Annotated in this window: 6 protein-coding genes; all 6 read left to right on the top strand. The window is 56.5% G+C overall.

Annotation, left to right across the window (positions count from 1 at the left end; genetic code table 11):
* Positions 1–51 precede the first annotated feature (51 nt).
* The 6 genes from OX89_RS18375 to OX89_RS02520 all read left to right on the top strand — a co-directional run bounded on the left by OX89_RS18375 (position 52) and on the right by OX89_RS02520 (position 2462).
* Entirely contained in the window at positions 52–387 is a 336-nt protein-coding gene (locus OX89_RS18375; protein ID WP_157497268.1) for a hypothetical protein, read from the top strand.
* A 117-nt stretch (positions 388–504) separates the two neighbouring features.
* Positions 505–957, top strand: a complete 453-nt coding sequence (locus tag OX89_RS02535; protein ID WP_047349439.1) for a hypothetical protein — start codon at positions 505–507, stop codon at positions 955–957.
* A 73-nt stretch (positions 958–1030) separates the two neighbouring features.
* Complete coding sequence (locus tag OX89_RS02530) at positions 1031–1240, top strand: hypothetical protein (RefSeq protein WP_047349438.1); 210 nt, start codon at positions 1031–1033, stop codon at positions 1238–1240.
* Between the two features lie 258 nt (positions 1241–1498).
* Positions 1499–2011, top strand: a complete 513-nt coding sequence (locus OX89_RS02525; RefSeq protein WP_047349437.1) for a hypothetical protein — start codon at positions 1499–1501, stop codon at positions 2009–2011.
* Between the two features lie 110 nt (positions 2012–2121).
* A complete protein-coding gene (locus OX89_RS19260) occupies positions 2122–2244 on the top strand; it encodes a hypothetical protein (RefSeq protein WP_255352788.1) in 123 nt (40 codons plus the stop codon).
* A 29-nt stretch (positions 2245–2273) separates the two neighbouring features.
* A complete protein-coding gene (locus OX89_RS02520) occupies positions 2274–2462 on the top strand; it encodes a hypothetical protein (protein WP_199856191.1) in 189 nt (62 codons plus the stop codon).
* Positions 2463–2713: the final 251 nt, after the last annotated feature.

The following is a 2713-nucleotide window of genomic DNA, read 5'->3' as shown; positions in this document are numbered from 1 at the left end:
GTCGCCAGTCCCCAAGGGGATTGGTGACTCCATTTTTTTTGGAGTTTCACCATGATATTCAGAACAGCCTGCATCGCCAACGGTATGAAATTCGAGTATTGGCGTACCCGCCCAGCATACCGAGCTCATTGCGCTACTGCGCATATCGCAAACAAGATATGCGGTATCGGTAGCGAAGAGTTTGGCGGAATGGGCGCATTGCTTACCGACGCGCGGTGTGATGGATTGCATTTGTTTCGCTATCTGAATCCACATCGCGACCAAGCGGCAAATGAGCTTCGCGCTCGCGTGGCCCAAATGACGCGGCAAATGCGCAACCAATGCCGACAAGCGAAAGCAGGCGCTACACGCAATCAGCTGGCGATCAGCACTGGCCTTGCCATCTGAACGCCGCGACCTGCAGCACCTCTAGCACTACCCGCGCGCAAGCGCACAGTGATCCCCTTGCGGAACCGTCTCCGCCAGGGGCGGGGCCGCTTTCAACATCATGAAACGGAGCTTAGAATGACCGCCATGCACGTCCCCTTTGAGATCTTTGAGCTTCTAGAACGACGGCTCGGGCGTGAAGATGCCATGCAAGTTGCAAAGAGCATCGAAACGTCCATGTCGCACGTGGCTGAGCGCAGCAAGGAAATCGCCAGCCAGCGCAAGCTGGAGGTGAAGGATGAGCTGCGGAAAGAGATGCTCGACGAACTCGCCACCAATGCCGATATCGCTGAACTGAAGGGCGATATTGAAAACGTGAGACTTGCAACGAAGACCGACATTGCACGATCTGAGCTTGCTGTGAAGGAAGACATCAATACGGTGAAATCCGACATATCTCGTCTTGAACTATCCCTGGTGAAGCAGGACAAGAAGACAACGATCCAATTCATCGTACTCGCTGCGATGATCGTCCTCCTCAACAAGGAAGCTTTGAACCAACTCGCGGCCCTCCTGCACTTGGTGAAGTAACCCATTCTCAACCCATGCGGGGCATCTCCCCCGCATAGGGATCGGTGCCTCGCTTCATCCAACGGAGAAAATCATGGAACAAGCACGCACCGCTGAAAATCAACACGAGGCCATGTACACCAACCTGTATTCCCATGACGACTGCACGGTACAACCGGGCATCGAATGGGAAGAACGCTGGAGTTGCATGTGCAACGACAAGTGCCCTGCATGCGGCAAGGAAATAGAACCCTACGAAAGCATCGACGACGATGCCGCAGAGGACGCAGGCATGCCCGCCTGATCATCCCCTGCCTTGAGCACCGGCAGCACTCCGCGAGGGGGCTGCTGGGCTTTCCAAAGCCTCCTCCAATGGGCGTGGCTTTGGAAAGCGATTTCACCCGTCTGCGTAATGCAGATGGCTTGATGCGGCAGCTGGCCGCGCCTTTGGCAAAGCAGCAACCACCGTCCAAGCCCTACGGCCTGGCAAATCAAAACCCACCGGGGTCACTGCCCCCCCGTGGGACAAGTGCCCCCGGTTTTTTTCACACAGGAGAAAACCATGGCAACACAAGAAAACCAGAGCACGCAGGTGTTCTACATCCCCGCTTCGAGCGAGAAGCCCCATCCTCAACTTGTGGACGAACTTCACGAGTGCGAGGACGGCAAGATCGTTGGCCTCTTCAGTCACTTGACGCAGCAAGAGCACAGCCAGAGTCTGGGAGTCGATGTACAGGTGATCGATTACGACACCTTCAAGAAGCTCCGGGACGACAGCTATGTGACCGCCCCTCGGCCCATCACGAAAGAGCGTTTTTACGAGGCGCTCGATTGCCTGCCCCCGGTTCGCTGGGGCAACTATCAGGGCATCGAGAGCTTCCGGTTCTTGGAGCTGTATTGCGGCAACGTCACCAGCGTCTTCGCTCGCAAGGGCGATCAGTTCTGGGAGTTCCGCGATCGCATCGACATCAGCAATGAAACGCTGGTGCGCAAAGTAGAAGCGGCGAGTGCTGCGTTTGCAGCCCAAGGCACCGTGGAATGCGTTTCCCTCCATGTCGATGACATGGAGGCTTGACCCCTTCATTCATGCCCAAGGCCCCTCGGAGCGTGCAGGGCATTCTGCAAAAATCCATCCCATCGGGGTAGCCCCCCGATGGCGGGGCTCATCCCTTTCGAAAGAACCTCATGAGCTCCATCAAGAACCATCTCAAGAACCTACTGGCCTCACGGGAGGCCTTCGAGGATCTGGTAGTTGTTGCCGTATTCGCCGTTGGCGCGGCGATCAATATCAACTATTTCCTCGGTTGACCCATACCCTTGTCGGGTCGGTGATCTTCGTGATCATCGCCCTGCCAGCATATGGACTGGGAGAGCTTGTCCACTGGCTTAAAGCCAGCGGGTCTTCCGAGTATGTCGTTGGTGTGCTCACACTGCTGGAACATGCTATTGTGACCATCGACGCGGTACTGCTGCTGTGGCATCTGGTCACAACGGGCATCGCAGCTATGAAGAAGTCAAGCCAATGAACCGAGTCCTACAGGAAATCCGGTTGGCGGCACACGAAGCGCCACGGATTTACTTTGCCCCGCTTGTTGGCGCAGTCAAAGAGATGCGTCGGCAGATGCACCTGCTCGCGCAGGCACGGCATCAGCCACCAACTCCTAAGAGTGACAACAAAGATCAGCGCCACCCCGCCTGATCAACCAAAAGCCATCTTCGGAAGGCTTTCTTCACCACCCTGACGGGCACCTGTTGCCCGCTGGGCCGGTGTCCGTCT

The organism is Diaphorobacter sp. J5-51 (genome assembly GCF_001023515.1).
Classification (GTDB): domain Bacteria; phylum Pseudomonadota; class Gammaproteobacteria; order Burkholderiales; family Burkholderiaceae_C; genus Diaphorobacter; species Diaphorobacter nitroreducens.
The sequence above is the reverse complement of the archived record's forward strand: the minus strand, read 5'-3'. Positions and strand labels throughout refer to the sequence as shown.